Source organism: Gillisia sp. JM1, assembly GCF_000424645.1.
Lineage (GTDB): Bacteria > Bacteroidota > Bacteroidia > Flavobacteriales > Flavobacteriaceae > Gillisia.
Window position 1 is genome coordinate 763,644 of the sequence record NZ_KE384218.1, and the last position, 24,584, is coordinate 788,227.

Genomic DNA, 24,584 nt, shown 5'->3' on the forward strand with positions numbered 1-24,584 from the left:
ATGAAAACGAACAATACACATACAGAAACTACAGCTATCAGAACACAGGCACCCAAAACTCAATATTTAGAACATTCGGTTCCTTTGTACTTGACATCAAGTTACGTTTTTGAAGATTCAGAAGATATGCGCGCGTCTTTTGCTGAAGAGAAAGAGCGAAATATTTATAGTAGATATTCCAATCCGAATACCTCAGAGTTTATAGATAAAATGGTGATAATGGAACAAGCAGAAGCTGGATTTGCTTTTGCTTCAGGAATGGCAGCGGTGTTTTCTAGTTTGGCTGCATTGTTAGAGAGTGGTGACCATATTGTTGCTTGTAAATCCTTATTTGGATCTACACACAGCTTGTTTTCTCAATATTTTCCTAAATGGAATATTTCACATAGTTATTTCAAGATAGATGAACTGGACAAGATTGAAAACCTTATAGAACCTGAGACTAAAATTTTATTTGCGGAATCGCCAACAAACCCCGGAGTAGATATTCTAGATCTAGAAAAACTAGGTGAGATTGCCAGAAAGCATAACCTTATCTTGATCATAGATAATTGCTTTGCAACCCCCTATCTTCAAAATCCAATAATGTTTGGGGCAGATCTTGTAATTCACTCTGCAACAAAATTAATAGATGGTCAGGGCAGAGTTCTAGGTGGGGTTACTGTGGGAAGAGCAGACCTAATTAGGGAAATATATTTGTTCTCAAGGAATACCGGCCCATCAATGTCTCCTTTCAATGCTTGGATTTTGTCTAAAAGTTTGGAAACATTACCAGTGCGTCTAGAAAAACATTGCGAAAATGCGCTTAAGGTTGCTGAGTTCCTTGAAAATAATTCTTCCGTAACAAATGTGAAATACCCATTTTTAAAGTCGCATCCCCAATACGAAATTGCCATAAAGCAAATGAAACTAGGTGGAAATGTAATTGCTTTTGAAATTAAGAAAGGACTTGATGCCGGACGAAAATTTATAGATGCTATCAAATTATGCTCAATATCGGCAAATTTAGGAGATACTAGAAGCATATTGACTCATCCAGCTTCTACCACACATAGTAAATTATCAAAATCAGATCGACTGGAATCTGGAATTACAGATGGACTCATTCGTATTTCTGTAGGATTAGAACATGTGGATGATATAATAAAAGATCTGGAACAAGCTTTAACTGAAGCAAAATATTGATGGAATTATTATAAATTAAAGGTGGAAATTTTTTCATATTTAACTTGGTTTTTAACATCTTCTGTCCTTAACTTTGTGCTTTCAAATAAGACAATGAATAAAGTGATTCGTAATATGTATAAGTTAATGTGGGAAACCCCTACAGCAGTTGCTTTTGCGTAAAACTTAAGATATAAGAATTACCAAAGCCGCTGCCACCGCAGCGGCTTTTTTGTTACAATAAATTGAAATTAGAGAATGGAACTTAAGAGGAAAATAAGTAAACCAAACATCATGTGTATTAGTAAACATTGCAATATTTATATGCGCATGTATCGCACCACTTTCAATTATCAGAAATTTTAGATTTTAAACTAGTTTATAGTTTAATTCTAAAGATCCCTCTGGTAATTTTTCCAAAGGGATTTTTTCTTTCTAAAACTTAAGTTAAAGTATTCAGTTTAGAAAGAAAATTTTAAAATTAAAGTCACACTTGGCTGAGTTTTTGAAAACAGTCAAAACCTATTAAATGGAATTATGAAAAAGATTCACATAATACTCTTCGGAGTCGGTAATGTTGGAAGCGCCTTGATCAATCAGATCTTGGAAGCTAGAGAACAACTTAAAAATAAAAGCAAACTAGAAATTAATATACCGGTAATAGTAAACTCTACTTCGGCATTTTATGAAGAGAAATGTGTGCGTCCAGCTTGGAGAACCGATTTTAAATATTTTGGTGTTCCTTATACAGTAGATACTGTTTTAAAATACATAAAAAAAGAAGCTTATAAGAACGTGATCATTGTAGATGCAACAGCTAGTAAAGAGTTTGTGCAAAATTATTCTACTTTCATAAAGAACGGTTATGATATTGTGGCGTCTAATAAATCGGCTAACACGTTATCCAATGTTTTCTATAATAATTTAAGGAAACAACTCAGGAGAAATAAAACGGAGTTTTTATATGAAACTAACGTGGGTGCGGGATTACCAATAATACAAACCCTGCAAAGGCTGCATGCTTCAGGTGAAAAAGTAACCAAGGTAAGAGGAGTGTTTTCCGGATCGCTAAGTTATATTTTCAATCAATTTTCGCAACAAAATAAAATGTTCGATTCTTTGTTGGCGGAAGCTGGAATAAAAGGACTTACAGAGAGAGATCCTAGAATAGACCTTTCTGGAAATGATGTAGCTGAAAAATTGTTAGTCTTGGCAAGGGAATTACACATGAAAAAAGAACTTTCAGATGTGAAGATCGAAAGTTTAGTACCAAAGCATTTAAATGGACGAAGTTCAGTTTCACATTTTAAAGATAACCTGAGCGATCTCAATTTAGAATTCGATGACCTGAAGGATGAATTAAAACCAGATGAGGTGTTAAGACATATTGGAGAGCTGGATGTGATCACGGGTAGCTTAGAAGTGAAATTGGTAAAGGAAAAAACAAATACAGCTTTTGGGAGTCTAAAGAATGCGGAAGCTTCTTTTGAGATCTACACAGAATCTAATGGGCAATTTCCTATAGTAATTCAAGGGGCTGCTGCAGGAACTGGCGTAGCCGCCAGAGGAATTCTCGCGGATCTAACTAAACTAGCAGAGAAATATTAAAAACAATTTCATCTGATTTGTTAATATTTAAGAAGACAGTTAGCCTCCTGAATCAAATTTATTTTGAGTTAGGAGGCTTTTGTCTTTAAGGTTATTAGGATGAAATATGAGCTAGAGAAATTATTTATCTATATTCGCTAAATGCTTTCAAAAAAGACGAAATACGGCATTAAAGCTTTAGCACATCTGGCCAAAAGGACAGATAAGTCGCCTGTTCAAACCGCAGAGATCGCTAGAAGTGAAAACATCTCTCCAAAATTTTTGGAAAGTATCTTATTGAATTTGCGTAAGTCTGGTTTTTTAGGTGCTAAAAAAGGAAAAGGAGGAGGTTATTATTTGATAAAGGATCCAAAGGAAATTCAAATGACAACTGTAATTCGTGTTTTAGAAGGCCCCATTGCCATGCTTCCCTGCGTTAGTTTGAATTATTATGAAAAGTGCGAGGACTGCCCAGATGAGCTTACTTGTTCGGTTCATAAACTAATGATTCAAGTAAGAGACAGTACGCTTAAAGTATTAAGCGAAAAAACTTTAGCAGATCTTGCCTAATTGGTCATCTTCCTTTTGTTTTCTGTAGATAATAAATACTGTTAAAATTTAATTTTATACCAGATTAAATGGCATATATCAATAATGAAGTCTACATTTGCTTAATAACCTACTAAGCCGATAGGTTTATAGTATTATGTGAGAAATAAAAATGTTGATGCTATTAGATCAAGTTAAGAAAAGCAATTATAAACAGGATAAGGTCACAGAGCGGCCCTTGCGAAGTGTACTTAAAGCTATAAGCTGGAGAGTAGTGGGAACCATTGATACTATAGTTATTTCATGGATCTTAACTGGAGAGATGAAAACAGCCCTAGCAATTGGGTCGGTGGAACTGGTAACAAAGATGCTGCTCTATTTTGGACATGAGAGGATATGGGATAAAATAAATTATGGGAGACAATAATTATGAAAAAACATTCAGAAAGTGAGTTGAAGGCTCTCAACCAACAATTTAAGGGTATTAGCCCATCAGAAATAATCCAGTGGGCCGTGGAAAGAAGTGATCGTCCAGTAGTAACCACAAATTTCAGACCTTATGAAGCAGCCATATTAAATGCTTGCGTCCAGATTGACCCTAAAATGACGGTTGTTTGGTGTGATACAGGATATAATACTCCTCAAACATATCTTTATGCAAGATCTGTAATTGAAGAGTTAAGTTTGAATGTGAAGGTTTATTCACCTCTTCAAACTGCAGCGTATAGAGATGCTATTTTTGGGGGCATTCCTCAAATTGATAATCCTTTACATGATGAGTTTACCCATCAAGTAAAATCAGAGCCTTTTCAGCGGGCAATGAAAGAGCAATTACCAGATGTTTGGTTTACTAATCTTCGAAAAGGCCAAATGGCATTTAGGGAGAACATAGAAATATTAAACTATAATAAGGATGGGGTTTTAAAGATTAGTCCATTCTGTCACTGGACCGATGAACAATTGGATAAATACCTCTTACAGCATAATTCACCAAATAAATTTAAATATTTTGATCCCACAAGAGTACTAGGAAATAGAGAATGGGGTTTGCAAGCTTAAAAATTTAATTATGAACAATACCATTTCTATAAAATCGTGTTATATGTGTATGGGCTATAAACCTTACACCTAAAAGCTATTTCTATAATTTATTTATAAAAGTCCTTTTAAGTGTTTCACTTTAAAGGACTTTTTTCATCTTAAAAATTAATACCCATGCAAAGTTTTAGAACAGAACTAGAAAATCCTATTGTACAAAAGGATATTCTGGATTTAGAAAAAAAGATCAGGTTGTTTCGTGAAGGAAAAGCCAATGAAGAAAAATTTAGAAGTCTAAGACTGGCTCGTGGTGTATATGGCCAGCGTCAGGCCGGAGTTCAGATGGTACGAATAAAACTGCCATTTGGGAAAGTTACTTCAGAACAACTTCACAGAATAGCTGATGTTTCCGATGAATATTCCACAGGAAGGTTACACATTACCACAAGGCAGGATATCCAAATTCATTATGTTAGCTTGGATAGAACTCCGGAGCTTTGGTCGCAACTTGAAAAAGATGACATCACTTTGCGTGAAGCCTGTGGAAATACGGTGAGAAATATTACAGCTTCTCCCACAGCAGGAATAGACGTAAATGAGCCCTTTGATGTTTCCCCTTATGCTCACGCTACGTTCCTGTTCTTTTTAAGAAATCCTATTTGTCAGGAAATGGGTAGAAAGTTCAAGATCTCCTTTTCATCTTCAGAAGAAGATTCTGCCTTAAGTTTTATCCATGATCTTGGTTTTATAGCTAAGATGGAGAATGGAAAACGCGGATTTAAAGTGATGCTTGGTGGCGGATTGGGTTCTCAGCCAAGGCATGCCGATGTGCTATACGATTTTATTGGAACTGAAAATATAATAGAACTAATAGAATCTGTGCTGCGAGTTTTTGATAGACATGGAGAGCGAGCAAAACGTCTAAAAGCCAGAATGAAATTCTTGATCAAGGATATTGGAAAAGAGGCTTTTATGGAATTAGTAGCAGAACAAAAAACAGCACTGTCAGGAGAAAAGGTGGAATTTGATCTTGCAGCCTTTGAAACCAGCTCAGTGCTACCAGATGTGGAAGTTCCTTCCGTGATCATAAAAGATCAAAAGGCATATGACGCTTGGAAATCCACAAATGTAATTGCTCAAAAACAAGAAGGATTGTATGCCATTGGAATTCGAGTTCCATTAGGCGATTTTTATACTGGTACGGCAAGGAAACTGGCAGATCTTATTAAAAAATATGCAGGAAATGAAATAAGGTTCACTCTACGTCAGGATATTTTACTGCGGCATGTAAGAGAAGATTTGTTGCCGTTCTTTTATGCGGAATTAAAAGAATTGGGTTTTGCCGAACCGGGTTATAATAAAACTATAGATATCACTGCCTGCCCCGGGACAGATACTTGTAACCTCGGGATAGCAAGTAGTACGGGCATTGCCGATGTATTAGAAGATGTAATAAAAGAGGAGTATCCGCAATATATTAATGGGAAGGATATTACTATCAAAATTAGCGGTTGTATGAATGCGTGTGGGCAGCACAATATGGCTGAAATAGGATTTCAAGGAATGTCTATAAAAGTAGGTAAAACCGTTGCTCCCGCATTGCAAATTTTACTAGGAGGAGGAGTCCTTGGAAATGGGAAGGGACGTTTTTCAGATAAAGTCCTAAAGATTCCCAGTAAGCGCGGTCCGCAGGCTTTGCGTGTTCTACTAAATGATTTCGAAAGTTCATCTTTAGATAATGAAAAATTCATCAATTATTATGATAGACAAGGAAAATCCTATTTCTATGACCTTTTAAAAGAGTTATCTAACACTTCGAATATCACAGAAAACGAATTTGTAGACTGGGGACATGAGAAACCTTATATACAAGCCGTTGGGGTAGGAGAATGTGCCGGAGTAATTATAGATCTTATAGCTACGCTTCTTTTTGAAAGTGAGGAAAAAATTGATAATTCAAGAAGTGCATTAGAAAGAAACGCTTGGGCAGATAGTATCTACCATTCCTATACTTCTATAGTGAATTCAGCTAAAGCTTTATTGTTATCAGATGATGTTTCAACCAACACACAGGCCGGGATAATTGCTCAGTTCGATGAACTATTTGTGCAAACGAAAAAGATTTCTCTTTCTACCTCTTTCAAGGAATTTGCATATCAACTAAATGAAAGAGCAGCCAGTGAAGAATTTGCAGTAAAATATTTAGAAGATGCGCAGATGTTCCTTAAAAAGGTAGACGCCTATAGAGCAAAGGAGGTACAAAATGTTTAACACGCCAAAATTAAGTATAGTTGGAGCAGGACCGGGAGATCCGGAATTGATCACTATCAAAGCGGTAAAAACCTTACAATCTGCTCAGGTTGTATTATACGACGCACTTATAAATCGAGAGCTGCTGGAATATGCACCACAAGCCAAGCATATTTATGTTGGAAAACGTAAAGATAACCATAGATACAGTCAGGATGAAATCAATGAATTGATCGTAAAGTATGCTTTAGAAGAAGGTCACGTGGTAAGATTAAAAGGGGGAGATCCTTTCGTTTTTGGAAGAGGCTCTGAAGAAATTGACTATGCTAGAAGTAAAGGTCTGGAAACTGCGGTAGTTTCAGGAATTACTTCTTCTATAGCCGTTCCTGCAAATGTGGGAATTCCATTGACCAAACGTGGTGTTTCCGAAAGCTTTTGGGTGATTACGGGAACAACTTCCCAGCGTAAACTCTCTGCAGACGTAAAACTTGCAGCACAATCTACGGCCACAGTAGTGATCTTGATGGGAATGGCAAAACTGGCAGAAATTGTGGAGATTTTTTCTGGGCTTGGGAAACAAGATGTTTCGGTTGGGATCATTCAAAATGGCACAACTTTAAACGAAAGATTCGGTTTTGGCAGTATTAAGGATATTGAAAAAGTAGTGGCAGACAAACAATTAATCGCCCCAGCTATTATTGTAATTGGTGAGGTTGTAAAGGAAAGTCATCATTTGCAAGACATAGCTCAAAATTTTCAAGCTTTTCCAAATACTTCCGAAGTGAAATTATCTCAAATAGATACTGCTTAGTTATGGAAGAAAGAAATGAACTATATCCAATTTTTCTGAAAGTGAATCAACTTAATATTCTAATAGTAGGAGGTGGTAATGTGGGTCTTGAAAAATTGCATTTTCTGTTGAAATCAAGTCCGAGGGCAAATGTGGAAATGTTGGCAAAATACTTTAAGCCGGAGACAATAGCATTAGCAGAAAAACATCAAATAAAACTCACTAAGAGAAGCTACAAACGCAAATATTTAAAAGGAAGACATCTGGTAATTGCTACTACCGATAGCCCTAAGTTGAACAAAAAGATATACCTACAGGCTCGAAAGAGGTTTCTACTGGCAAATATAGCAGACACCCCAGAATTATGTGATTTTTATATGGGAGGTATTGTAAATAAAGGACACGTTAAAATCGCTATTTCTACGAACGGAAAATCTCCTACAACTGCGAAAAGATTACGTCAGTTATTTGAAGAGGTTATACCCGATGATATTAATTTGATGGTTGAGAATTTAAATGAATTCAGAAAAAATATCAAAGGAGATTTTGAAAGTAAAGTAGCTCAAATGAATAAGATAACAGAAACATTAATTGAAAAGAAATTGAAGAATGATTAAAACAGATATTTTAATAATAGGCGCAGGGCCCACAGGTCTTTTTACTGTTTTTGAAGCAGGATTGCTAAAGTTGAAGACTCATTTGATAGACGCGCTACCTCAGCCTGGTGGGCAATGCTCCGAGATCTATCCTAAAAAACCGATCTATGATATTCCGGCTTTTCCGGAGATTCTGGCTGGAGATCTAGTTAAAAATTTAATGGAACAAATCAAACCTTTTGAACCTGGTTTTACTTTGGGTGAACGTGCTGAGACCATTAAGAAATTGGAGGATGACACCTTTATTGTAACTACTAACAAAGGCACTAAGCATCATGCTCCGGTGGTGGTAATAGCAGGTGGTTTGGGTTCTTTTGAACCAAGAAAGCCACCAATTGCCAATATTGCGGATTATGAGGATAAAGGGGTCAATTATTTTATCAAGGATCCGGAGGTTTACCGAGATAAAAAAGTGATCATTGCCGGAGGAGGCGACTCTGCTTTAGACTGGGTGATATTTCTTGCCGACGTGGCATCTGAGGTTTCACTGGTGCATCGAAGAAATGATTTTAGAGGGGCTTTAGATTCTGTGGAAAAAGTATCAGAATTGGCAGCTCTTGGAAAAATCAATCTAATAACTAATGCTGAAATTGTTGGTCTTACTGGGGAAGATCAACTTGAAAAAGTAGTGATTCGACACAGAGACGAAGCTAGAGGTGAAGAATTCAAAGATGTAGACGCTTTTATTCCTTTATTTGGACTTTCACCAAAATTAGGGCCTATGGCAAATTGGGGGTTGGAGATCGAGAAGAATGCTATTAAGGTGGATAACTCATACGATTATCAAACCAACATTTCTGGGATTTACGCCATTGGAGATGTAAATACCTATAAAGGAAAATTAAAGCTGATTCTTTCAGGATTTCATGAAGCGGCAATTATGTGCCAAAGTGCCTACCAAAGAATAAATCCCGGTAAGAAGTATGTGTTGAAATATACTACAGTGGGAGGTGTTGAAGGATTTGATGGCACTAAAAAAGAAGCTAAGAGAGAAGTGGTGCAAAGCATAGGAGTGTAAATTGCTTAAAATTAAGTCTGCCTTATATTTCATTTTGAATAAGGCAACAAATCTTAATTTAAGATTCTTTAATCTCTTAAGGTTTAATTCCCCGATGCTTGCATCGTACGAAGAGGAAAGTTTGAAAACCTAAGGTTTTCATCGAGAAACCTTTCTTCTACTAATTACCTCGTATGCTTGCATCGAGGAACTTTAATTGCCCAGTTCTAAAAGGAATTCTATTTTTGTCAACCTATTAATCCTATAGGTTAAAAGAATAATTATTAAAAATGATCCTCTATTTTGGATATGAACACAGTTGGAATAACATCAACTTTAGAAAAGAATAATTATGAAACAATATTCAGAAGAAGAAATACTAGTCATTAATAAAAGATTAAAAGGAGTAACACCTTCAGAAATAATAAGCTGGGCAATTCTAGATGCAGAAAGACCGGTAGTTACTACCAACTTTAGACCCTACGAGGCGGCTATTTTACAAGCTAGTGTAGCTGTTGCTCCAGAGATCAAGATCGTTTGGTGTGATACCGGATACAATACTCCGCAAACTTACAGGCATGCAGAAGAGTTGATCGCTCAACTTCAATTGAACGTGCAATTGTATACACCACTAAAAACTGCCGCCCATCGAGATGTGTTATTTGGGGGAATTCCTGAGGTGGAGGATAACAGCCATCAGGAATTCACAAAACAGGTAAAATTAGAACCATTTTTGAGAGCGATGGGAGAGTTAAAACCGGATGTTTGGTTTACCAATTTGAGAAAAGGGCAGACCGCTTTTAGAGACAGTATTGATATTCTGAGTTATAGCAAAGACGGTATTTTAAAAGTGAGCCCATTTTATTATTGGAGTGATGGGGAATTGGGTACCTACCTAGAAGAACATCAATTGCCGAATGAATTTAATTATTTCGATCCTACAAAAGTGCTTTCTAATAGAGAGTGCGGATTACATTCATAAATAGAAGAAAATGAACAGCATTTTAAATCAAAATCCACTAGAAAGTGAAGCTATCTATATTTTTAGAGAAGTGGTAACTCAGTTTGAAAATCCTGTGTTGCTTTTTTCTGGAGGTAAAGATTCTATTACTCTGGTAAGGCTGGCCGAAAAGGCCTTTTATCCATCTAAGATCCCGTTCCCTTTATTGCATATAGATACGGGGCATAACTTCCCAGAAACCATCGAGTTTAGAGATAAGCTTGTTGAAGAAATGGGACTTCAGCTCATTGTAAGAAATGTGCAAGATGATATAGATAAAGGGAAATCTATTGAAGAAACCGGGAAATATTCCAGTAGAAATAGTTTGCAGACAAACACTCTTTTAGAGGCGATCGAGGAATTTAAGTTTGATGCCTGTATTGGTGGTGCACGAAGAGATGAGGAAAAAGCCAGAGCCAAGGAGCGCATATTTTCTGTGAGAAACGACTTTGGAGAGTGGGATGAAAAAAACCAACGGCCAGAAGTATTCGATATGCTTAATGGACGGATAGAAATAGGACAGAATGTTCGTGTTTTTCCTATTTCTAACTGGACAGAATTGGATGTTTGGAAGTATATTGATCAGGAAAAAATTGAAATTCCATCGATCTATTTCTCACATGAACGTGAGATATTTGAAAGGGACGGGCTAATCTGGACTGCTTCAGAACATGTTTTTAAAGACGATTCAGAAGAGATAGAAACCAGAAATGTGAGGTTTAGAACGGTGGGAGATGTTACCTGTACTGCTGCAGTAGAATCTCATGCCAGAACTATTGAAGAAATTGTCCATGAAATCACCAATTCCCCTATTTCTGAACGTGGTGCCAGAATAGATGACAAACGATCTGAAGCGGCCATGGAAACTAGAAAACAACAAGGTTACTTTTAAATAATAAAAACAATATGGAAGTTTTAAAAATAGCAACTGCAGGAAGTGTAGATGATGGTAAGAGTACATTAATTGGAAGACTATTGTACGATACCAAATCCCTAACTACAGATAAGTTAGAAGCTATTGAGAAAAGTAGCCGAAAGAAAGGTCTGGATTATCTTGATTTTTCTTTGGCCACAGATGGTTTAGTGGCAGAACGGGAGCAAGGAATTACGATAGATGTTGCACATATCTATTTCTCGACCAAAAAGAAAAGCTATATAATTGCGGATACTCCCGGTCATGTGGAATACACTAGAAATATGGTGACAGGAGCTTCTACTTCACAGGTTTCAATTATTTTGATCGATGCTAGAAAAGGGGTGATTGAGCAAACTCAGCGTCACTTTTTTATCAATAATCTTTTGAGATTAAAAGAAGTTGTAGTGGCCGTGAATAAAATGGATCTGGTAAATTATTCTGAAGATGTCTTTAACGAGATAGTATTAGATTTTAAAAAGATCCAAGGGGAAAGTGAATTTCAAGATCAAAAAGTAACTTTTATCCCTGTGAGTGCCTTATGGGGTGAAAATATAGCTAAAGCTTCTACGAATATGGAGTGGTATAAAGGGGATACTGTACTAGATCATCTGGAAAATATTAAGGTTGAAGATTTTCAGAATAGTACTCAAGCCAGATTTCCAATTCAAACAGTAATTAGACCCAAAACAGAGGAGCATAGAGATTTTAGAGGTTATGCAGGAAAGTTAAGCGGCGGAAATCTAAAAGTGGGGGAATCTGTCACTGTTTTGCCTAGTTTAACCAGCAGTAAGATCAAGGAGATATTCTTTTTTGACAAGAAATATGAATCGGCTAAACAAGGGAGTTCAGTAACTATTACTTTGGAGGATGATATAAACATTACCCGAGGAGATACTTTGGTGAAATCTGAAGAGTTACCACAGTCATCCAAAACTTTAAGTTCTACAATTTGCTGGATGGATTCAAAACCTTTAGTTCCAGGTGGCAAGTATATATTTCAACATAATACCAACAGGATCCTTACTAAGGTAGATCTAATTGAAAATATGAAGATTGGAAATTATAAGTTAGGTGAGGTAAATTCGAATTTACAGTTAAATCAAATAGGGCAAGTATCTTTAAAGTTGAGTAAGAATATCTATGCAGATGTTTATAAGAGTAATCCTGAAAATGGTAGATTCATTTTAATAGACCCAGCAACTAATACAACTGCAGGAGTAGGTTTTATAGATTCTTTAAATATCTAATTTACAGTACAATTCGTGACCTATATTCATTCAGGATTCATTAAATTTGACAAAATTCTGGAATAAGATGAAGATCAATTTAAAACGACTGAACAACAACTATCTTTTCGAAACTAAAAACGAACGAGGAGATATTGTGCTTTTAGATAACAAATCTGAAGAAGAACCAAAAGGCTCTAGCCCAATGGATCTAATTCTGAGAGGAATTGCTGGTTGTAGTAGTATAGATGTTGTAATGATCTTGAAGAAGCAACAGCATGAGCTTGAAGATTTGCAGGTAGAAGTGGAAGGTTTCCGTGAAGAGGGTGCTATTCCAAATGTTTTCAAAAAAATTCAGTTAGACTTTATTTTGAAAGGAGATGTACCTGCAGCTAAGGTTAAAAGGGCCGTACAGTTATCCATGGAAAAATATTGTTCAGTTTCAAAAATGTTAGAAAAAGCAGCAACAATTACCTATGGAATTAAATTAAATGGCGAAGAAATTAGCTGAGGTTAATTAATAAGTTAACCTTTGAAATGCGCAAAACTAAGCGTATATTTACAAAACTTAAGTTCTTGTTTTTATTTAAAAACGTTATCAAGAAAGGTGGAGGGATAAGACCCTATGAGACCTTGGCAACCCTCCTTTTGGAGAAGGTGCTACGTTCTACCACGCTCATGCGTGGATAGATAACAAAAAGAATTCTTTTCTTCCTTCTTTTTTGATACATATATACTTTATAATATGTCAAAATTAGAAGAGACACTTTCCAAAAAAATATTAATCCTCGATGGTGCAATGGGCACCATGCTTCAAGAATATAAATTCTCTGAAGAAGATTTTCGTGGGGTTCGTTTTGCCGGTTGGCCAAGATCCCTAAAAGGGAATAATGATCTTTTATCGCTTACACAGCCTCATGCAATCGAGGATATCCACAGAAAGTATTTTCTGGCGGGAGCAGATATCGTAGAGACCAATACTTTTTCCGGAACCACCATCGCTATGGCAGATTACGGCATGGAGGAATTGGTCTATGAGTTAAATTATGAATCGGCAAGGATTGCTAAAAAAGTTGCTGTAGAGCTCACTTTGGAAGATCCATCAAAACCTAGATTTGTAGCTGGTGCAATTGGGCCAACTAATAAAACTGCTAGCATGTCTCCAGATGTAAATGATCCTGGTTATAGAGCTATCTCATTTGAACAACTTTTAGTTGCCTACAAACTTCAAGCTCGTGCCTTGATTGATGGGGGAGTAGATGTTCTTTTAATTGAAACTGTTTTTGATACGCTTAATGCAAAAGCGGCTTTATTCGCTATAGATGAATTAAAAGAGGAGTTAAATTCCGAAATTCCTGTAATGATAAGCGGGACAATTACAGATGCTTCCGGGAGAACCCTCTCCGGGCAAACTGCGGAAGCTTTTCTGATTTCAATTTCACATATGAATTTGCTGAGTGTAGGTTTTAACTGTGCGCTTGGTGCAAATCAACTTACTCCCCATTTAGAAGTTTTGGCTCGAAAAAGCGATTTTGGGATCTCTGCTTATCCAAACGCAGGATTACCGAATGCCTTTGGAGAATACGATGAAACTCCAGAGATAATGGCAGAGCAAATTCGAGAATATTTAGAAAAAGGTTTGGTGAATATCCTGGGCGGATGTTGTGGTACAACTCCGGCGCATATTAAAGCGATAGCTGAAATTGCCAAAGAATATAAACCAAGATCTCTTAAAAAATCATTGAACCCTGAAACAATCCTATAATCATGACTGAATTTAGAGCATTAAAGCTTTCGGGTTTAGAGCCACTAATAATAACACCAGAAAGTAATTTCGTGAATGTGGGAGAGCGAACCAACATGTCAGGTTCCAAAAAATTCCTCCGATTAATAAAGGAGGAAAAATATGAAGAAGCCATTAGCATTGCAAGGGAACAAGTAGATGAAGGTGCCCAGATCATAGATATAAATATGGATGATGGTTTGGTAGATGGGAAAGCAGCAATGGTAAAGTTCCTTAATCTCATAGTCGCAGAACCTGATATTGCAAGAGTTCCTATTATGATAGATAGTTCCAAATGGGAGATCATAGAAGCGGGACTTCAGGTAGTACAAGGGAAATGTGTGGTAAATTCTATCAGCCTAAAGGAAGGGGAAGAGGAATTCATCAAACATGCAAAAAAAGTTAAGCGATATGGTGCAGCCGTAATTATTATGGCTTTTGATGAGTCTGGACAAGCCGATTCCTATGAGCGCAGAATAGAAATAGCAGAGCGTTCCTACAACATACTTACGCAAAAAGTGGGTTTTCCTCCAGAAGATATCATCTTCGACCTTAATATATTTCCGGTAGCAACCGGGATGGACGAACATCGAAGAAATGCAATAGATTTTATTGAAGCAACACGTTGGGTGAAATCTAATTTACCACATTGTAGTATAAGCGGTGGAGTAAGCAATGTTTCGTTTTCCTTTAGAGGGAATATTCCGGTGAGGGAAGCCATGCATTCGGTTTTCTTATATCACGCCATTAAAGCCGGGATGAATATTGGAATTGTGAATCCGGCAATGCTGGAGGTCTACGATAATATTCCAAAGGATCTTTTGGAACATGTAGAAGATGTTATTCTGGATAGAAGGGATGATGCCACCGACCGGCTTTTAATATTTGCTGAAACCGTGACCGGTACTATTAAGGAGAATAAAATAGATCTTTCTTGGAGAGAAAAGACCTTACAAGAGAGAATTACCCATGCCTTGGTTAGAGGGATTGATGCCTTTATTATCGAGGATGTAGAATCAGCCAGATTAATTGCGGCCAGACCAATTGAGGTGATTGAAATTTATTTAATGACAGGGATGAATGTAGTAGGAGATCTCTTTGGAAGCGGTAAAATGTTCTTGCCTCAAGTGGTGAAATCGGCGAGGGTTATGAAAAAAGCGGTGGCCTATTTACTTCCTTTTATAGAAGCAGCAAAAGATGGCTCCACTGGAAAAGGAGCAAAAGGTAAGATCTTAATGGCAACAGTAAAGGGAGATGTTCACGATATTGGGAAGAATATTGTAGGTGTGGTGCTGGGCTGTAATAATTACGAGATTATAGATCTTGGCGTCATGGTAGCTCCAGAAAAAATTATAGAGATTGCAAAGACTGAAAATGTAGATGCTATTGGCTTAAGCGGACTTATAACTCCGTCTTTAGATGAAATGGTATTTTTAGCTAAAGAGATGCAACGACAGGATTTTTCGGTTCCCTTATTAATTGGAGGCGCAACTACTTCAAAAGCACATACCGCAGTAAAAATAGATCCTCACTATACCAATGCAGTGATCCACGTAAATGATGCTTCTCGTGCAGTAAATGTGGTGAATGACCTTCTGAAAAAAGAAACTTCAGCACAATATTTCAAAAACATTAAAGAAGATTATGACTTATTCAGAACCAATTTTTTAAAGCGAAGTAAAGTGAAAGATTTTCTTCCGATTGACCTTGCACGAGAAAATAAATTCAAGATAAATTGGAAGAATTCAGAAATTGTAAAACCTAATAAATTGGGAGTTCAGGTAATTGAAGATCTGGATCTCGAAAAGTTAGTTCCTTTTATAGACTGGACGCCGTTCTTCAGAAGTTGGGAACTTCACGGAAAATATCCTGCAATTTTAACCGATGAGGTAGTTGGAGAACAAGCCACCATTTTGTTTAAAGAAGCACAGCAACTTTTAAAGAAGATCCTAAGAGATAAATTACTAAAAGCAAAAGCGGTCTTTGGTTTATTCCCTGCAAATTCAGTTAAAGTAGATGATATCGAGATAACTTATTCCGAAGGAAATAAAGAAAAACAAACAGATTTTAGAACGTTAAGACAACAGCTCAAAAAATATGAAGGCAAACCCAATTTTGCTCTAGCCGATTTTATTGCACCGAAAGAGTCAGGAATTCAGGATTATATGGGTTGTTTTTGTGTAAGTACCGGGTTTGGAACACAAGAGTTGGCTACAAAATTTGAAGCCGACCTAGATGATTATAATTCAATCATGATTAAGGCCTTATCGGATAGATTAGCTGAAGCTTTTGCAGAATATCTTCATAAAAAGGTGAGGATTGAAGATTGGGGCTATGCTTCAAACGAAGAGCTTACTAATGAAGATTTAATAAAAGAAAGTTATAAAGGAATTCGTCCTGCTCCTGGATATCCAGCCTGTCCAGATCATTTAGAAAAAATCACCATTTGGGAAGTCTTAAAAGTGGAAGAAAATATCGGAGTTAAACTCACAGATAGTCTAGCTATGTGGCCTGCTTCTAGTGTAAGTGGTTATTACTTCGGAAATCCTGAAGCAAAATACTTTGGCCTTGGAAAGATCAAATTAGATCAGGTGCATGATTTTGCAAAAAGAAAAAATATTTCTGTGGAAAAAGCAGAAAAATGGTTAAATCCTTCAATTTCAGATCAATAAAAAATAGATGAAAATAACAGAACATTTAGCTGCCGCAAAAGGTAAAACACTTTTTTCTTTTGAAATATTACCTCCATTAAAAGGTCAGAACATTCAATCTATTTTTGATGGAATAGACCCCTTAATGGAGTTTAAACCTCCGTTTATAGATGTTACTTATCATAGGGAAGAATACGTGTACATAGAACAAGCCAACGGATTTCTAGAGAAAAAAGTTGTGAGAAAACGACCTGGGACGGTAGGGATTTGTGCTGCTATCCAGAATAAATATGGCATAGATGCCGTTCCACATATCCTTTGTGGAGGATTTACAAAAGAGGACACCGAGAACTTTTTAATAGATCTCGATTTTTTAGGGATCCACAATGTAATGGCCTTAAGAGGTGATGCAGTTAAGAGCGAAACATATTTTAAACCAGAGCCTAAGGGCAATAATTTCGCTTCAGACCTCGTAAATCAGATCTCGGAAATAAATCGTGGGCAATACTTGGATAACCCTCTAGAGAAAAACCATACCACAGATTTTTGCGTAGGTGTAGCAGGATACCCGGAAAAGCACATGGAAGCACCAAGTTTAGATAATGACATAGAAAAATTGAAAGTAAAAGTTGCTGCCGGGGCAGAATATGTAGTTACCCAAATGTTTTTCGATAATTCAAAATTCTTTGAGTTTGTAGAAAAATGCCGAAAAAGCGGAATAACAGTCCCAATAATTCCAGGACTTAAACCCCTTGCTACAAAAAGGCAACTCACCAATATTCCGCATAGATTTCATTTAAATCTACCAGAAGAATTAATTAGTTCAGTTAATAATTGCAAGACAGATCTGGAAGTTCGGGAAGTTGGTGTAGAGTGGTGTATCGATCAAAGTAAAGAACTTATAAGTTCGGGTGTAGAAGTGCTGCATTATTATTCTATGGGAAAAAGCACTAATATTCATAAAATTGCAGCTTCGGTTTTTTAAAATAATAGATTAGATTTGCCCCTTATGAAAAAAAGTTTACTCGCCCTGCTTTTAATTTTTTCTACAGTTTCCTATGCTCAAGAAGAGATAAAAAAGTATTATGCCTTTGATGCCAATTATTTTTATGGCTCCATCATGGAACACAATCCTGATATAGCACATTTAATTACCGGTCATCCCACTGGAGTGATTTTGAGTTTCAACAGGAAAACCTATGGATTAGAAGCTTGGGAGCGCAGGTATAATTACCCAGATTTTGGTTATTCATTTTCTTATCAAGACATGAAAAACCCTTATTTGGGTGAGAACTATGGCTTATATGCCCATTTTAATTTTTACTTTCTCAAGAGGAATTTAATGTTCAGAGTAGGGCAAGGGTTGGCTTATGCTACAAAACCTTACAATTCAGAATCTAACTATATTAATAATGCTTACGGTTCCCGATTATTGAGTTCTACTTATTTAATGGCGAACTATCATAAGCAAAATATTTATAAAGGTTTGGGAGTACAGGCAGGTGTTTCTATAATTCACTATTCCAATGCGGACTTCAAATCTCCTAACAATAGTACCAACACCTTTACGTTTAATTTTGGATTGAATTATCATTTAGATTATGAGAATATTCCCGAATATGTAGAAAAAGATTCGAAGGAGAAAAGATATACAGAACCTATTCATTATAATTTTGTTATTAGAAGCGGTATAAATACCACAGGAGTGATAGGCTCTAAACAATATCCATTTTTAACACTGACAGGGTTTGCAGATAAAGTGATCAATAAGAAAAGTACTTTACAAGCAGGAGCAGAGGTGTTCTTTTCTAAAGCTTTAGAGGAATTTATATATTTCCAGTCCGTTGCTTTTCCTCAGGGAATAACCGAAGGAGATGAAGATGCTAAAAGGGTAGGAGTTTTTATAGGTCATCAGTTAACCTTCAATGAAATGTCCCTAGTTACACAAGTGGGTTATTATGCCTATTATCCGTATGATAATTATGTAGAGCGACTGTATAACAGATTGGGTTTGCGTAGAGAGATTAATGATCATTGGTGGGCTTCAGCAACTGTAAGGTCTCATGCTGCAAATGCTGAAGCAGTAGAATTTTCAATAGGATATAGATTGTAGAATATGAAAAAGTTAGTTTTTTTAATACTTTCTACTTTTTTACTAAGTAGTTGTGATGCCGAAGATGCTCCAGGATGTTTCAAAAAAGCAGGAGAGATCGTGCAAGATGAAGTTTCAGTAGATGCCTTTAATGAAATAATTGTTTACGAAAGAGTAAAGCTCTTCATTCAGCAAGGGCCAGTTCAAAAAGTGGAGATAGAAACCGGTGAGAATCTAAGAAAGGATGTTTCTGTTTTAGTTATAGATAATAGGTTAAGTATTCGGAATGAGAACTCTTGCAATTTGGTTCGCGAATATGAGATTACCAAGGTATATGTAACAATTCCAAATCTTACTTGGCTTCAAAATAGTAGTGGAAGCACTATAGAAACTATTGGAACTCTTAAGCTTAATAATCTTTGGCTTCGTTCTGTAAACCAGGAAAATGATTTAACGATTCATACCGATGGGGATTTTATTTTAGATCTGGATGTGGAAAATTTAAGGATCACTAACGATAATGTGTCCAACTATTTCCTAACAGGAAAAGTGGAGAATTTCAATGTGTTCTTTGCTGCGGGAGATAGTAGATTGGATGCTCCGGAATTAATAGTGCAGAATTATGATATCTTTCATAGAGGAACTAATAAGATGATATTATTCCCAGTGCAATCTCTAAAAGGAGAATTGCGTAGCAGCGGAAATGTGATCGCTAAAAACAGACCTGCGATTGTTGAGGTAGACGAATATTATACCGGTCGACTTATTTTTGAGTAGTTAATTCTGAAAACAAAGTTTCTAAATTTTTAGATTTTCTATTTAGCTGAAGGGTTTTTAGTCCGTTATCATGAGCGAAATCGAAAACTGCCGGGCGCATGTCTTTATCTGTATCGAATTTGAGTTCGTAATTAAATCCTCCGATATTCTTGACAGATTTTAGATTTGGTAATGCATTTAAAGCAACTTCCTCTATTCTATAATCGAATTCTACTTGAATTAGTTGCTCCTTTTCCTCTCGAAGCTCCTTCATTTTCTTATCGGCAACAATAACGCCTTTATCAATAATGATCACACGGTCGCAAATGGCTTCTACTTCCTGCATAATGTGTGTAGAGAGAAATATAGTTTTTTCTTTTCCCACTTTTAATATCAGATTTCGGATCTCTGTAAGCTGATTTGGGTCCAGACCTGTTGTAGGTTCATCTAAAATAAGAACTTCCGGATCATGTAAAAGTGCTGAAGCCAGCCCAACTCGTTGGCGATATCCCTTAGAAAGTTGTTCTATTTTCTTGTTCGCTTCTGGTAAAAGCCCCGTCATTTCAATTACTTCTTCAATTCTGGATTTATCAGATTTATAAATAGAGGCATTGAAGGCCAAATATTCCCGTACATACATTTCGGTATATAAAGGATTATGTTCAGGTAAATAACCAATAGAACGTTGCACAGCTTTTAGATCTTCTGAAAGCAAGATGTTGTTTACACTCGCTATTCCTTCAGAAGCGCTTAAATAACCCGTTAGAATCTTCATAAGTGTAGATTTTCCCGCGCCGTTAGGCCCTAGAAATCCTACGATTTCACCTTTTTCGATTTGGAAGGAAACCTTGTCTAAGGCTTTTTGCTCTCCGTAATATTTAGATATTTCTTTAACAGAAATGGACATAGTAAAGCTTTTTTCAAAAGTATGGATAAATTTATTTTAAAAAGGATCTCACTAAAACGTTATCGTGAAAAAATATAAAAAAGAGTAGGTGATATTAAATTAAATACTACATTAGCAATAGTTAAAAGAACAATGAAGAATATAATTACTTGGACTGCATTCTATTATTTTTATTTCTATTACGGAGATAAAATCGGGAGCGTCATGTAATTAAAATTATAAATTATATAAAGAGGTCCTGATTTAATCTAAATCAGGACCTCTTTTTTTTTGGAAAATTTTAAAATGGAAAAAATAATAGGGATTCAAGGGGTGCAAGGCTCTTTTCATCATTTGGTTGCCCAGGAATATTTTGGGACAAATGTGAAGGTGTTAGAATGTATGTCGTTTCATGATTTGGTACATTCCCTTGTTGCCGGGGATTCTCAAGAAATCGTGATGGCTATAGAGAATTCTATTGTAGGGTCCATTTTACCGAATTATGCACTTATAGATGAGCATGACCTTAAGGTAGTGGGTGAACATTATATTCCTATTAGTATGAATTTAATGGCAATGCCGGGTCAAGATATCTCTAGCATTAAAAAGGTGGCTTCGCATCCTATGGCTTTACTTCAGTGTAAAGAATTCTTTAAAAAACATCCGCATATAAAACTGATAGAGGATACAGATACCGCTGAGGTAGCTAGAAGAATTTCAGAAAAACAATCCAAGGGAATTGGAGCCGTAGCTAGTAAAATGGCAGCCGAATTATTTGGATTAGAAATTCTTGCCGAAGCCATTCACACTAAAAAAAGTAACGCTACCAGATTCTTAATTGTAAGCAATATAAAAAAAGAGACTAACGGAATAAAGATAGATAAGGCTTCCTTAAAATTTGAATTAGAAAGCCGAAGAGGAAGTCTAGTATCTGTTTTAAATATTATACGGGATTACAATTTAGATATGACTAAAATACAGTCTATGCCAATAATTGAAACTCCTTGGAAGTATTCATTTTTCGTGGATGTGATCTTCGAGGATTATTCAGAATTCCAAAAGGCTATGGAAATCATAGAAGTGATGACAGAGCATTTAAAAATTTTAGGCACCTACAAAAATAATTTATAATGATCCAAGCAGAACGATTGAACGAGGTGCAGGAATACTATTTTTCTTCAAAATTGAGGGAAGTAAGAGCATTAGAGACCTCTGGGAAACCCATTATTAACTTGGGAATTGGAAGCCCGGATCTTCCTCCACCTGTAGAAGTGATAAAAGGTTTACATAATGCCTTAGCAAATCCAGCAGCACATCAATACCAGCCATATAAGGGAACGGCAGATTTTAGAAATGCAATAAAAGAATTTTATAGTACTCACTACGCTGTTTCTCTGGATGCAGAAAAAGAAATTCTTCCTCTAATGGGGAGTAAAGAAGGGATCTTACATATTTCTATGGCTTTTCTTAATGAAGGAGACCAGGTTTTAATACCAAATCCAGGGTACCCCACCTATTCTTCGGTTACCAAACTAGTTGGTGCAGAACCGGTGTATTATGATCTGTATGAAAAGGGCCATTGGTTACCCGATTTAGAGAGTTTAAAGAAGACCGATCTTAGTAAAGTAAAATTGATGTGGGTGAATTATCCTCATATGCCAACCGGGGCTTCAGCAACAAAAAAGGTCTTTCAAGATCTCGTTGCATTTGCAAAGAAGTATCATATCCTTATTATAAATGACAATCCGTACAGCTTCATTCTCAACGATCATCCTATTAGTATTTTGGAAGCAGAAGGAGCTAAGGATGTAGCACTGGAATTAAATTCGCTTAGTAAAAGTTTTAATATGGCGGGATGGCGAATTGGAATGGTGTGTGGAAATGAGGATAATTTAAATTCCATTTTAAAAGTGAAGTCCAATATGGATAGCGGAATGTTCTTCCCCTTACAAGCAGGAGCAGCGATAGCACTGCGATTACCCAAAGAATGGTTTAATGAATTGAACTCTGTTTATAGAAAACGTAAAAAACTGGTATTGGAATTAGCTTCAAAATTAAACTGTGTACCTGAAAAGGATCAAACCGGGATGTTTGTATGGGCAAAGGTGCCCTTAGATACCACATCGGAATTATTTGTGGATCATTTATTACATACTTATGATCTATTTGCAACTCCTGGGTTTATTTTTGGCGATCAAGGAGAAGGTTATATAAGATTCTCCCTTTGTACACCAGAAGAGAAAATTGAGGAAGCAATTAATAGAATTAAAATATGAGAGTACATATTATAGGTGTAGGTCTCATAGGCGGATCCTTCGCTGTGGATATTAGAAATGCATTTTCTGAGGTGCAGTTAGTTGGTATAGATAATAATCCAGATCATCTTAAACAAGCAGTATCCTTGGGGATCATTGATGAGATTAAAGAAACAAACGATGTTAAATCCTCAGATATGGTAATTGTGGCAGTGCCGGTAGATGTAAGTATTGCACTTATTAAACAGGTGTTGGATATCGTAGAAGACCATACTTTGGTAATAGATACCGGTTCTACTAAAGGTAAGCTGTGCGAGGCTTTGAACGCTCATCCAAATCGTCGGAATTTCTTGGCAGCGCATCCAATCTCGGGAACAGAGTTTTCTGGACCACAAGCAGCAGTAAAGGATCTCTACAGGAATAAAACAAATATTATATGTGAAATAGAAAAAACCGCATTCAAACTTCAGGAAAGAGCATTAGAGCTTTTCCGAAAATTAGGAATGAGAATATGTTACATGGATCCAAAATCTCATGACAGGCATATTGCATATGTCTCACATTTATCGCATATAAGTTCTTTTATGCTTGGCAAAACAGTATTGGAAAAAGAAAAGGACGAACGCAATATTTTTGATCTTGCAGGCAGCGGTTTTGCTTCTACCGTTAGACTAGCCAAAAGTTCTCCTGCCATGTGGACTCCTATTTTTGAGCAAAACAAGGAAAATGTTGTGGAGATTTTAGAGGAATATATTCAAAATCTCAACATGTTCAAAGATTTATTGGAGAAGAACGATTTTGAAGGGATCTTTAATGAAATGGAAAAAACAAATCATATCAAATCTATATTAAACGGAATCAATTAAAAGAATTAATTAAATAATAGTTAACAATGGAAAATAAAAAAGAACTTAGAAACTGGTTAGATAAATTTAACCTCGATCATCCTTTGGTAATAGCAGGACCTTGTAGTGCTGAAACGGAAGAACAGTTAGTAAAGATCGCTAAACAATTAAAAGATAGCGATGTTAGTGTGTTGCGTGCCGGATTATGGAAACCAAGAACCCGCCCGGGGAATTTTGAAGGTGTGGGAGCATTAGGTTTAAAATGGATGCAAACAGCAAAAGAAGAAACAGGATTGCTTACAACCACAGAGGTAGCAAATGCAAATCATGTGGAACTAGCTTTAAAGCACGATATAGATATTTTATGGATAGGGGCCAGAACAACTGTTTCTCCATTTATAGTTCAGGACATTGCAGATGCATTGCAGGGAACAGATAAAACAGTTTTGATCAAAAATCCTGTAAATCCAGATCTTTCTCTTTGGTTAGGTGCCGTAGAGCGTTTTTACACTGCAGATGTGAAGAATTTGGGAGTGATACACAGAGGATTTTCTGCTTATGAAAAGACCAAATATAGAAACAATCCAGAATGGCAAATTCCGATAGATTTACAGAATAGATTTCCTGATCTGCCGCTTATCTTAGATCCTTCTCACATAGCAGGAAGACGCGATATTATATTTGATCTTTGCCAAACAGCCTTAGATTTGAATTATGACGGATTGATGGTTGAAACTCATCATGATCCAGATAATGCATGGAGTGATGCAGCACAACAGATCACTCCTGCTACTTTAATTCAAATTATGGAGGATCTTAAAATCAGAAAGGAAATTTCAGAAAGCAAAGAATTTGTGAACAGTTTAAAGAATTTGCGAGCAAAAATTGATATTGCAGATCACCAATTATTAGAGGTGCTATCAAAAAGGATGAAAATAGCCGATGAGATAGGGAAAATTAAAAAGTCTCAAAACGTTGCGATCCTTCAAACCTCGAGATGGAACGAAATTCTGGGTAAAATGATTTTAGAAGGAGAACAACAAGGTTTAAGTGAAGAATTCGTTTTGAAAATGTTCAAGGCTATTCATCAGGAATCTATAAATCATCAGAAAAAAGTAATTAGCGAATAAGCTTGGGATTTTG

23 protein-coding genes and 1 riboswitch are annotated in these 24,584 nt (G+C 36.3%); of the genes, 22 read left to right on the forward strand and 1 reads right to left on the reverse strand.

Translation table 11 applies throughout. The features are described 5' to 3' along the window. From H033_RS0106685 to H033_RS0106770, 18 genes are all read left to right on the forward strand, one after another. Positions 1 to 1,185 (forward strand): trans-sulfuration enzyme family protein, encoded by a 1,185-nt coding sequence (locus tag H033_RS0106685; protein ID WP_026837603.1) that lies wholly within the window; start codon positions 1 to 3, stop codon positions 1,183 to 1,185. A 516-nt stretch (positions 1,186 to 1,701) separates the two neighbouring features. Continuing rightward, positions 1,702 to 2,772 (forward strand): aspartate kinase, encoded by a 1,071-nt coding sequence (locus tag H033_RS0106690; RefSeq protein ID WP_026837604.1) that lies wholly within the window; start codon positions 1,702 to 1,704, stop codon positions 2,770 to 2,772. Between the two features lie 141 nt (positions 2,773 to 2,913). Further along, positions 2,914 to 3,321, forward strand: coding sequence for an RrF2 family transcriptional regulator (locus H033_RS0106695; protein WP_026837605.1), 408 nt, complete (start codon positions 2,914 to 2,916; stop codon positions 3,319 to 3,321). 157 nt (positions 3,322 to 3,478) lie between these two features. After that, positions 3,479 to 3,727, forward strand: coding sequence for a DUF2061 domain-containing protein (locus H033_RS0106700; protein WP_026837606.1), 249 nt, complete (start codon positions 3,479 to 3,481; stop codon positions 3,725 to 3,727). Between the two features lie 2 nt (positions 3,728 to 3,729). Beyond that, positions 3,730 to 4,359, forward strand: a complete 630-nt coding sequence (locus H033_RS0106705; protein ID WP_026837607.1) for a phosphoadenosine phosphosulfate reductase family protein — start codon at positions 3,730 to 3,732, stop codon at positions 4,357 to 4,359. A gap of 156 nt (positions 4,360 to 4,515) precedes the next feature. Then, positions 4,516 to 6,609 carry a HEPN domain-containing protein gene (locus H033_RS0106710; RefSeq protein WP_026837608.1) on the forward strand — a complete coding sequence of 698 codons (2,094 nt, stop codon included), beginning with the start codon at positions 4,516 to 4,518 and terminating at the stop codon, positions 6,607 to 6,609. Next, on the forward strand, positions 6,602 to 7,399 hold the full coding sequence (gene cobA, locus H033_RS19750) for a uroporphyrinogen-III C-methyltransferase (protein WP_034886155.1): 798 nt from the start codon (positions 6,602 to 6,604) through the stop codon (positions 7,397 to 7,399). Before H033_RS0106710 ends, cobA begins: the two co-directional genes overlap by 8 nt. 2 nt (positions 7,400 to 7,401) lie before the next feature. Continuing rightward, entirely contained in the window at positions 7,402 to 7,995 is a 594-nt protein-coding gene (locus H033_RS0106720; protein ID WP_026837609.1) for a bifunctional precorrin-2 dehydrogenase/sirohydrochlorin ferrochelatase, read from the forward strand. After that, positions 7,988 to 9,052, forward strand: a complete 1,065-nt coding sequence (locus H033_RS0106725) for an NAD(P)/FAD-dependent oxidoreductase (protein WP_026837610.1) — start codon at positions 7,988 to 7,990, stop codon at positions 9,050 to 9,052. The genes H033_RS0106720 and H033_RS0106725 overlap by 8 nt, the downstream gene beginning before the upstream one ends. A 331-nt stretch (positions 9,053 to 9,383) precedes the next feature. Continuing rightward, complete coding sequence (locus H033_RS0106730; RefSeq protein WP_026837611.1) at positions 9,384 to 10,013, forward strand: phosphoadenosine phosphosulfate reductase family protein; 630 nt, start codon at positions 9,384 to 9,386, stop codon at positions 10,011 to 10,013. 10 nt (positions 10,014 to 10,023) lie between these two features. Further along, on the forward strand, positions 10,024 to 10,923 hold the full coding sequence (gene cysD / locus H033_RS0106735) for a sulfate adenylyltransferase subunit CysD (protein ID WP_026837612.1): 900 nt from the start codon (positions 10,024 to 10,026) through the stop codon (positions 10,921 to 10,923). A 14-nt stretch (positions 10,924 to 10,937) separates the two neighbouring features. Next, entirely contained in the window at positions 10,938 to 12,194 is a 1,257-nt protein-coding gene (locus tag H033_RS0106740; RefSeq protein ID WP_026837613.1) for a sulfate adenylyltransferase subunit 1, read from the forward strand. Positions 12,195 to 12,261: 67 nt separating this feature from the next. Further along, positions 12,262 to 12,684 (forward strand): OsmC family protein, encoded by a 423-nt coding sequence (locus tag H033_RS0106745; RefSeq protein WP_026837614.1) that lies wholly within the window; start codon positions 12,262 to 12,264, stop codon positions 12,682 to 12,684. 81 nt (positions 12,685 to 12,765) lie between these two features. Next, positions 12,766 to 12,870, forward strand: a riboswitch (SAM riboswitch). 48 nt (positions 12,871 to 12,918) lie between these two features. Further along, positions 12,919 to 13,938: a homocysteine S-methyltransferase family protein gene (locus tag H033_RS0106750; RefSeq protein ID WP_026837615.1), complete on the forward strand. Its 1,020-nt coding sequence runs from the start codon at positions 12,919 to 12,921 to the stop codon at positions 13,936 to 13,938. A 2-nt stretch (positions 13,939 to 13,940) separates the two neighbouring features. Continuing rightward, the gene (gene metH, locus H033_RS0106755; protein ID WP_026837616.1) at positions 13,941 to 16,628 is read left to right on the forward strand and encodes a methionine synthase; all 2,688 of its coding nucleotides are present in this window, start codon (positions 13,941 to 13,943) and stop codon (positions 16,626 to 16,628) included. Positions 16,629 to 16,635: 7 nt separating this feature from the next. After that, entirely contained in the window at positions 16,636 to 17,592 is a 957-nt protein-coding gene (gene metF / locus H033_RS0106760) for a methylenetetrahydrofolate reductase [NAD(P)H] (protein ID WP_026837617.1), read from the forward strand. A gap of 24 nt (positions 17,593 to 17,616) precedes the next feature. Then, on the forward strand, positions 17,617 to 18,720 hold the full coding sequence (locus H033_RS0106765; protein WP_026837618.1) for an acyloxyacyl hydrolase: 1,104 nt from the start codon (positions 17,617 to 17,619) through the stop codon (positions 18,718 to 18,720). Between the two features lie 3 nt (positions 18,721 to 18,723). Next, on the forward strand, positions 18,724 to 19,476 hold the full coding sequence (locus H033_RS0106770; RefSeq protein ID WP_026837619.1) for a head GIN domain-containing protein: 753 nt from the start codon (positions 18,724 to 18,726) through the stop codon (positions 19,474 to 19,476). On the opposite strand, the gene gldA is transcribed toward H033_RS0106770, so the two are convergent. Then, entirely contained in the window at positions 19,463 to 20,362 is a 900-nt protein-coding gene (gldA, locus tag H033_RS0106775) for a gliding motility-associated ABC transporter ATP-binding subunit GldA (protein WP_026837620.1), read from the reverse strand. The two genes, H033_RS0106770 and gldA, sit on opposite strands and share 14 nt — an antisense overlap. A 285-nt stretch (positions 20,363 to 20,647) precedes the next feature. On the opposite strand from gldA, the gene H033_RS0106780 reads away from it, so the two are divergent. Genes H033_RS0106780 through H033_RS0106795 form a run of 4 tightly spaced genes read left to right on the forward strand, consistent with a single transcriptional unit; the run spans position 20,648 to position 24,571 of the window. Then, positions 20,648 to 21,472 carry a prephenate dehydratase gene (locus H033_RS0106780; RefSeq protein ID WP_026837621.1) on the forward strand — a complete coding sequence of 275 codons (825 nt, stop codon included), beginning with the start codon at positions 20,648 to 20,650 and terminating at the stop codon, positions 21,470 to 21,472. Then, the gene (locus H033_RS0106785; protein WP_026837622.1) at positions 21,472 to 22,617 is read left to right on the forward strand and encodes a pyridoxal phosphate-dependent aminotransferase; all 1,146 of its coding nucleotides are present in this window, start codon (positions 21,472 to 21,474) and stop codon (positions 22,615 to 22,617) included. The genes H033_RS0106780 and H033_RS0106785 overlap by 1 nt, the downstream gene beginning before the upstream one ends. After that, the gene (locus H033_RS0106790; protein WP_026837623.1) at positions 22,614 to 23,462 is read left to right on the forward strand and encodes a prephenate dehydrogenase; all 849 of its coding nucleotides are present in this window, start codon (positions 22,614 to 22,616) and stop codon (positions 23,460 to 23,462) included. Before H033_RS0106785 ends, H033_RS0106790 begins: the two co-directional genes overlap by 4 nt. Positions 23,463 to 23,488: 26 nt before the next feature. Continuing rightward, positions 23,489 to 24,571, forward strand: a complete 1,083-nt coding sequence (locus H033_RS0106795) for a bifunctional 3-deoxy-7-phosphoheptulonate synthase/chorismate mutase type II (RefSeq protein WP_026837624.1) — start codon at positions 23,489 to 23,491, stop codon at positions 24,569 to 24,571. Positions 24,572 to 24,584: the final 13 nt, after the last annotated feature.

What these genes read in the sequence shown, in the direction of transcription:
- H033_RS0106685 (WP_026837603.1), top strand. Translation starts at nt 1, where the DNA reads ATGAAAACGAACAATACACATACAGAAACTACAGCTATCAGAACACAG.
- H033_RS0106690 (WP_026837604.1), top strand. Translation starts at nt 1,702, where the DNA reads ATGAAAAAGATTCACATAATACTCTTCGGAGTCGGTAATGTTGGAAGC.
- H033_RS0106695 (WP_026837605.1), top strand. Translation starts at nt 2,914, where the DNA reads ATGCTTTCAAAAAAGACGAAATACGGCATTAAAGCTTTAGCACATCTG.
- H033_RS0106700 (WP_026837606.1), top strand. Translation starts at nt 3,479, where the DNA reads ATGCTATTAGATCAAGTTAAGAAAAGCAATTATAAACAGGATAAGGTC.
- H033_RS0106705 (WP_026837607.1), top strand. Translation starts at nt 3,730, where the DNA reads ATGAAAAAACATTCAGAAAGTGAGTTGAAGGCTCTCAACCAACAATTT.
- H033_RS0106710 (WP_026837608.1), top strand. Translation starts at nt 4,516, where the DNA reads ATGCAAAGTTTTAGAACAGAACTAGAAAATCCTATTGTACAAAAGGAT.
- cobA (WP_034886155.1), top strand. Translation starts at nt 6,602, where the DNA reads ATGTTTAACACGCCAAAATTAAGTATAGTTGGAGCAGGACCGGGAGAT.
- H033_RS0106720 (WP_026837609.1), top strand. Translation starts at nt 7,402, where the DNA reads ATGGAAGAAAGAAATGAACTATATCCAATTTTTCTGAAAGTGAATCAA.
- H033_RS0106725 (WP_026837610.1), top strand. Translation starts at nt 7,988, where the DNA reads ATGATTAAAACAGATATTTTAATAATAGGCGCAGGGCCCACAGGTCTT.
- H033_RS0106730 (WP_026837611.1), top strand. Translation starts at nt 9,384, where the DNA reads ATGAAACAATATTCAGAAGAAGAAATACTAGTCATTAATAAAAGATTA.
- cysD (WP_026837612.1), top strand. Translation starts at nt 10,024, where the DNA reads ATGAACAGCATTTTAAATCAAAATCCACTAGAAAGTGAAGCTATCTAT.
- H033_RS0106740 (WP_026837613.1), top strand. Translation starts at nt 10,938, where the DNA reads ATGGAAGTTTTAAAAATAGCAACTGCAGGAAGTGTAGATGATGGTAAG.
- H033_RS0106745 (WP_026837614.1), top strand. Translation starts at nt 12,262, where the DNA reads ATGAAGATCAATTTAAAACGACTGAACAACAACTATCTTTTCGAAACT.
- H033_RS0106750 (WP_026837615.1), top strand. Translation starts at nt 12,919, where the DNA reads ATGTCAAAATTAGAAGAGACACTTTCCAAAAAAATATTAATCCTCGAT.
- metH (WP_026837616.1), top strand. Translation starts at nt 13,941, where the DNA reads ATGACTGAATTTAGAGCATTAAAGCTTTCGGGTTTAGAGCCACTAATA.
- metF (WP_026837617.1), top strand. Translation starts at nt 16,636, where the DNA reads ATGAAAATAACAGAACATTTAGCTGCCGCAAAAGGTAAAACACTTTTT.
- H033_RS0106765 (WP_026837618.1), top strand. Translation starts at nt 17,617, where the DNA reads ATGAAAAAAAGTTTACTCGCCCTGCTTTTAATTTTTTCTACAGTTTCC.
- H033_RS0106770 (WP_026837619.1), top strand. Translation starts at nt 18,724, where the DNA reads ATGAAAAAGTTAGTTTTTTTAATACTTTCTACTTTTTTACTAAGTAGT.
- gldA (WP_026837620.1), bottom strand. Translation starts at nt 20,362, where the DNA reads ATGTCCATTTCTGTTAAAGAAATATCTAAATATTACGGAGAGCAAAAA.
- H033_RS0106780 (WP_026837621.1), top strand. Translation starts at nt 20,648, where the DNA reads ATGGAAAAAATAATAGGGATTCAAGGGGTGCAAGGCTCTTTTCATCAT.
- H033_RS0106785 (WP_026837622.1), top strand. Translation starts at nt 21,472, where the DNA reads ATGATCCAAGCAGAACGATTGAACGAGGTGCAGGAATACTATTTTTCT.
- H033_RS0106790 (WP_026837623.1), top strand. Translation starts at nt 22,614, where the DNA reads ATGAGAGTACATATTATAGGTGTAGGTCTCATAGGCGGATCCTTCGCT.
- H033_RS0106795 (WP_026837624.1), top strand. Translation starts at nt 23,489, where the DNA reads ATGGAAAATAAAAAAGAACTTAGAAACTGGTTAGATAAATTTAACCTC.